The organism is Streptomyces sp. NPDC054956 (assembly GCF_053609185.1).
In genome coordinates this window covers 1-5512 of sequence record NZ_JBSGXB010000421.1, presented here as the reverse complement: position 1 = coordinate 5512, position 5512 = coordinate 1, and the positions used below count along the sequence as shown (strand labels likewise).

Annotated in this window: 7 protein-coding genes; 6 read left to right on the top strand and 1 reads right to left on the bottom strand. The window is 72.3% G+C overall.

All coding sequences use genetic code 11. The features are described 5' to 3' along the window. The 5 genes from ACWGDE_RS35710 to lnt all read left to right on the top strand — a co-directional run. Window positions 1–371, top strand: a 371-nt coding sequence (locus ACWGDE_RS35710) for a TVP38/TMEM64 family protein (RefSeq protein ID WP_453393232.1), incomplete at its 5' end; no start/stop codon positions are given. A 48-nt stretch (window positions 372–419) separates the two neighbouring features. Continuing rightward, on the top strand, window positions 420–1301 hold the full coding sequence (locus tag ACWGDE_RS35705) for an undecaprenyl-diphosphate phosphatase (RefSeq protein ID WP_453393231.1): 882 nt from the start codon (window positions 420–422) through the stop codon (window positions 1299–1301). 130 nt (window positions 1302–1431) lie between these two features. Further along, window positions 1432–1608, top strand: a complete 177-nt coding sequence (locus ACWGDE_RS35700; protein WP_453393230.1) for a hypothetical protein — start codon at window positions 1432–1434, stop codon at window positions 1606–1608. 69 nt (window positions 1609–1677) lie between these two features. Continuing rightward, window positions 1678–2148 carry a nuclear transport factor 2 family protein gene (locus ACWGDE_RS35695; protein WP_453393229.1) on the top strand — a complete coding sequence of 157 codons (471 nt, stop codon included), beginning with the start codon at window positions 1678–1680 and terminating at the stop codon, window positions 2146–2148. 38 nt (window positions 2149–2186) lie between these two features. Further along, the gene (lnt, locus tag ACWGDE_RS35690; RefSeq protein ID WP_453393228.1) at window positions 2187–3767 is read left to right on the top strand and encodes an apolipoprotein N-acyltransferase; all 1581 of its coding nucleotides are present in this window, start codon (window positions 2187–2189) and stop codon (window positions 3765–3767) included. Here the strand turns inward: lnt and ACWGDE_RS35685 are convergent. After that, a complete protein-coding gene (locus ACWGDE_RS35685) occupies window positions 3712–4617 on the bottom strand; it encodes a Gfo/Idh/MocA family protein (RefSeq protein WP_453393227.1) in 906 nt (301 codons plus the stop codon). The two genes, lnt and ACWGDE_RS35685, sit on opposite strands and share 56 nt — an antisense overlap. An 83-nt stretch (window positions 4618–4700) precedes the next feature. On the opposite strand from ACWGDE_RS35685, the gene ACWGDE_RS35680 reads away from it, so the two are divergent. Further along, entirely contained in the window at window positions 4701–5225 is a 525-nt protein-coding gene (locus ACWGDE_RS35680; RefSeq protein ID WP_453393226.1) for a DinB family protein, read from the top strand. Window positions 5226–5512: the final 287 nt, after the last annotated feature.

Here is a 5512-nt window from a genome sequence, read left to right as displayed (position 1 = left end):
GCTTCCGCTCGATACTGGCGGTCCGGATCTTCCCGGGCCTGCCCTTCGCGGTGGCCAACTACGCCGCCGCGATGTCGCGTTGCGGCTGGCTGCCCTTCCTCCTCGCCACCGCGATCGGCGTGGTCCCGAACACCGCCGCGTACGTGGTCGCGGGAGCCAGCGCCTCCTCCCCGACCTCCCCCGCCTTCCTGGCCTCGTTCGGCTTCATCGCGCTGTCCGCGGTGGGGGCCGCGGTCGTCGCCTGGCGCAAGCGGCACCGGTTCGCGTCCGTACGGGAGTCCGCGCCCGGGCCCGCCCGACAGGCCGCGCCGACCCGCGAACTGACGCCCGCACACCCCCCTGTGGTCACGGCCGCACCCCACGGGCCCTAGCATCGGACCCGAACTGCCCGACGATCACAAGGACGAGCGCACCCCGACATGAGCTGGATCGAATCCCTAATCCTCGGTCTCGTCCAAGGTCTCACGGAGTTCCTCCCGATCTCCTCCAGCGCCCATCTCCGGCTGACCGCGGCGTTCGCCGGCTGGCAGGACCCGGGCGCGGCCTTCACGGCGATCACGCAGATCGGCACCGAGGCCGCCGTGCTGATCTACTTCCGCAAGGACATCGCGCGGATCGTCTCCACCTGGTTCCGCTCGCTGTACACCCGGGAGCTGCGCTCCGAGCAGGACGCCAAGATGGGCTGGCTGGTGATCGTCGGCTCGATCCCGATCGGTGTGCTCGGCCTCGTCTTCAAGGACCAGATCGAGGGCCCGTTCCGCGATCTGCGGCTGATCGCCACCACCCTCATCGTGATGGGCATCGTGCTGGGCGCCGCGGACCGGCTGGCCGCGCGCGACGAGGAGGGCGGCCGGCACCGCGCCGTCCGCGAGCGCAAGACGCTCAAGGAGCTGGGCGTCAAGGACGGTCTGATCTTCGGCCTCTGCCAGGCGATGGCCCTGATCCCGGGCGTCTCCCGGTCCGGTGCGACGCTGTCGGGCGGTCTGCTGCTGGGCTTCACCCGTGAGGCGGCGGCCCGCTACTCCTTCCTCCTCGCCATCCCGGCCGTGCTCGCCTCGGGCCTGTTCGAGATCAAGGACGTGATCGAGGAGCCCGGCCACATCGCCTGGGGCCAGACGATCTTCGCGACGGTCATCGCCTTCGTGGTCGGCTACGCGGTCATCGCCTGGTTCATGAAGTTCATCTCCAGCAAGAGCTTCATGCCCTTCGTGATCTACCGGGTCCTGCTCGGCATCGTGCTGTTCGCCCTGATCGGAATGGGTGTGCTCAGCCCCCACGCCGGCGAGTCCGCCGCCCAATGAGGGCCGGCATCACCGCCGCTCACCGCTTCGCGTGAATCGGAGGCCGTTCGGGAACGTTCCCGAGCGGCCTCCGCGTCGTTGTGCCTGAGAGACCTGAAGCGGCCTGAAGACGAGCTACAGGGGGTGTCCCATGGGTCGAGTGGTGTTGGAGCGGTTTCCGGCCGGAAGTCCGAGGGGGAGTTGGCCGGCCGAGGAGTACGCGGCGCAGCGGATGCGCGAGGGCGTACCGGCCGAGGTGGTGATGGACCTCGCCAGCGACGCGTTCCTCGTCGTGGTCCGTCCCAGGGAGGCGCATTCCCGTCACTGACCGGCCACCGGAGGATCCGGGTCCCGCACGCCCCTTGGCCTCCGCGCCCGCCACCCTCACACTGACCCGATGACGCAGCGTGTGGACCTTGCGACCGTGATGGACAGGCTGGCGATCGACGAGGTGGTCACGGGGTACGCGGTGGCCGTCGACGACGGCGACTGGGCCGCCTACCGCGCCCTGTTCGCGCCGGGCGGGCGGGCCGACTACAGCTCGGCCGGCGGGATCGAGGGACCGGCCGGGGAGGTCGCGGGCTGGCTCGAGGAGACGATGAAGCTGTTCCCGGTGCGCCAGCACCTCATCGTCAACCGGCTGATCCGCGTGGCGGACGAGGGCGGTTCCCCCGGCGACACGGCGGAGGTGCGGGCGGACTTCCTCAATCCGATGCGGCTGGCGGGCGAGGAGTTCGACGGCACGGTCACCGCGCCCAATTTCGTCGCCGCCGGGCGCTACACCTTCGCCCTCGCCCGTACCGCGCGCGCGGGCTGGCGGCTCTCCCGCGTCACCGTCCACGAGAAGTGGCGCCACATGTCGGCCTGAGTCGCACGGCTGTTCCACACTGGATGCGGAGGCGCGTCATGGTGATCACCGTCCCGGAGCCGCAGCGGTGGTGGCGTGCGGCGGCCGCGGTCGCCGCGGGAGCCTTGCCCTGCCTGGCCTTCCCCGCCCCCGCGCTCTGGTGGTTCGCGTACGTCGCCCTCGTGCCCTGGATGCTGCTGCTGAGGTCGGCCCCCACGGGCCGGCGTGCCGCCCTGGAGGGCTGGCTCGGCGGAGCCGGGTTCGTCTTCGCCGTGCACCACTGGCTGCTGCCGAGCCTGCACGTGTTCCTCTTCGCGCTGGCGGCGCTGCTGGGCCTGCTCTGGATCCCCTGGGCGCTGCTGGTGCGGGAACTGCTCGGCGGGACCCCGGGTCCGGGGCGTGCGACGGCCGCGCTGGTGCTCGTACCGGCGGGGTGGCTGCTGTCGGAGCTGGCCCGGTCCTGGCAGGGGCTGGGCGGGCCGTGGGGGCTGCTCGGGGCCAGTCAGTGGCAGGTGCCGCCCGCCCTGCGGCTGGCTTCGGTGGGCGGGGTCTGGCTGGTCGGCCTGCTGGTGGTGGCGGTGAACTGCGCGGTGGCGCTGCTGATCGCGGTGCCGGGTGCGCGGGCGCCCGCGGTGGCCGGCATGACGGGGTGCGCGGTGCTGACGGGGGCGGTGTGGCTGTGGGCGCCCCGCCCGGAACCGTCGGGCGGGCTGCGCGTGGCCGTCGTACAGCCGGGCCTGGTCGCGGACGGCCCCGACGCCCCGGAACGGCGGTTCGCCCTCGGTGAGCGGCTGACCCGGACCCTGGTGGGGCAGCGCCCGGACCTGGTGGTGTGGGGCGAGAGCAGTGTCGGCGAGGACCTGGCGGCCCGCCCGGACCTGGCGCGGCGGCTCGCCTCCCTGTCGGCCGAGGTCGGGGCCCCGCTGCTGGTCAATGTGGACGCCCGGGCCGCCGACCGGCCCGGCATCCGCAAATCGGCGGTCCTCGTGGGACCGCAGGGGCCCACCGGCGACCGGTACGACAAGATGCGCCTGGTCCCCTTCGGGGAGTACGTACCGGCCCGCGCGCTGCTGGGCTGGGCCACCTCGGTCGGCAAGGCGGCCACCGAGAACCGGGTGCCGGGCAGCGCCCAGGTCCTGATGGAGCTGCCCGGCCGGCCCGGCGTCCGCATCGGCCCGATGGTCTGCTTCGAGTCGGCGTTCCCCGACATGAGCCGCCGGCTCGCCCGCGACGGGGCCGCCCTGCTGGTCGACCAGTCGGCCACGTCCACCTTCCAGGACGGCTGGGCGCCGGCCCAGCACGCCTCGTTGTCCGCGCTGCGCGCCGCCGAGACCGGCCGTCCCGTGGTCCACGCCACCCTCACGGGCGTCAGCGAGGTGCGCGGCCCGTCCGGCGGGCGGACCGGGCCGGCGCTGTCCACGTCGGCGAGCACCGCACGGGTCTACGAGGTGCCGCTCGCCCGGGGCACGACCCCGTACGTCCGGTTCGGGGACTGGGCGGTGGGGGCCGCGCTGGCGGCCCTGGCCGCCTACTGCGCGGTCTCGGGCGTGCGCGCCGTGCGCGCCGTGCGCTTCGGGCGGCCGGTCACAGAGCCTGCTCCAGAGCCGACTCCACCACCCGCTCGCAGAGCTCGTGGGTGAGCAGCGCGTCGCGGGCGCTGAGGGTCCGGCCCATCTCCACGGCCGCCAGGAAGGAGTCCACGACCTGTTCGATGCCGCGCTGGCGGGCGACCGGCACCCAGTCCCCGCGCCGTCGGATCGTCGGCTGGCCCTTGTGGTCGATGATCTCCGCGAGGTTGACGACCTGGCGCTTGGTGTCCTGTCCGGAGACCTCCAGGAGTTCTTCCGTGGACCCGGAGAGCCGGTTCATGATGCCGAGCGCGGTGAAGCCGGCGCCCGACAGCTGGAGCACCACCTGGCTCATCAGCCCCTCGCGCACCACGGCCCGTACGTCGACGTGGTCGGCCTCGCCGGGCAGCAGGAAGCGCAGGGTGTCGACGACGTGGATGAAGTCGTCGAGCACGAAGGTCCGTACGTCCTCGGGCAGTCCGACCCGGTTCTTCTGCATGACGATCAGCTCGCGCGGGTGGTCGGCGCACTGCGCGTAGCCGGGCGCGTGGCGGCGGTTGAAGCCGACGGCGAGCGAGACCCCGCGCTCCTCGGCCAGTTCGACCAGCCGCCGCGAGTCCGCGAGCTCGTAGGCGATCGGCTTGTCCACGTACGTCGGCACGCCCGCCTCCAGCAGTCGTTCCACGATCTCGGGGTGGACGGCGGTCGGGGCGTGCACGAAGGCCGCGTCGAGCTTCTGCGCGAGCAGCGAGTCGAGGTCCGCGTGCAGGCGTTCGGCCGGAACGTGGTGGTGGGCGCCGACCCGCTCCAGGGTGGCCGGGGTCCGGGTCTGCAAGTGCAGTTCGAGCCCCGGACGCGTGGCGAGGACGGGCAGGTACGCCTTCTGCGCGATGTCTCCGAGTCCGATACAGCCGACCTTCACCGGGAGCCTCCAGGTTTGTTCCTCGTGGGATGTGCGCAGCCTAATCGCTGGTGGGCACCGGCGCGTTCGACAAGGATGGGGGCATGACCCTCAACAGCGGTTCCCACCGCACCGAACCTTCCACCACCGCGAACGAGCGCGACATGCTCGACGGCTGGCTCGATTACCACCGTTCCACTCTTGCCTGGAAGTGCGAGGGACTTCCGGACGAGGAACTGCGCGCTACCCCTCTGCTGCCGTCCGAACTGAGCCTGCTGGGGCTGGTGCGGCACATGGCGGAGGTGGAGCGCTACTGGTTCCGGGAGATCATGCTGGGCGAGGAGCTCCCCGAGCTGTTCTGCACCGACGACGACCCGGACGGGGACTTCCACTTCGGCGACAAGGCCACGTGGACCGAGGCCGAGCAGGTGTGGCAGACCGAGGTGGAGCTGGCCCGGCAGGCCGCGGCGGGCCGTTCCCTGGACCTCACCTCGCAGCCCGAAAGCCACCGTCGCGGCGAGGTGTTCAGCCTGCGCTGGGTCTACACGCACATGATCGAGGAGTACGCGCGCCACAACGGCCACGCCGATCTGCTGCGGGAGCACCTCGACGGTTCCACGGGCGAGTAGCCCGACGGGCCGCCGGACCGGGAGTCCCGTCAGCGTGCGAGCAGCCGTCACCCGTGCGGGGTGAATATCGGCTCCGGGTTTTCGCAACGGGGTCCTCGCACAGCAGAGTTGCGCGGGTGCATCCAACCCGAACCACGACAAAGCTGCTGCTCACAGTCGCCTGTGCGGTCTCGGCCGTCTCCGGCTGCGTGAACGTGACCCCGGCCCCCGCGCAGCCGGCCTCCGCTCCCGGCACGCCCGGGGAGCCGCCACACCACGAGCCCCGCGGCGGGCCGGGGGGCTCGTGG

What these genes read in the sequence shown, in the direction of transcription:
- lnt (WP_453393228.1), top strand. Translation starts at nt 2,187, where the DNA reads ATGGTGATCACCGTCCCGGAGCCGCAGCGGTGGTGGCGTGCGGCGGCC.
- ACWGDE_RS35695 (WP_453393229.1), top strand. Translation starts at nt 1,678, where the DNA reads ATGACGCAGCGTGTGGACCTTGCGACCGTGATGGACAGGCTGGCGATC.
- ACWGDE_RS35705 (WP_453393231.1), top strand. Translation starts at nt 420, where the DNA reads ATGAGCTGGATCGAATCCCTAATCCTCGGTCTCGTCCAAGGTCTCACG.
- ACWGDE_RS35700 (WP_453393230.1), top strand. Translation starts at nt 1,432, where the DNA reads ATGGGTCGAGTGGTGTTGGAGCGGTTTCCGGCCGGAAGTCCGAGGGGG.
- ACWGDE_RS35680 (WP_453393226.1), top strand. Translation starts at nt 4,701, where the DNA reads ATGACCCTCAACAGCGGTTCCCACCGCACCGAACCTTCCACCACCGCG.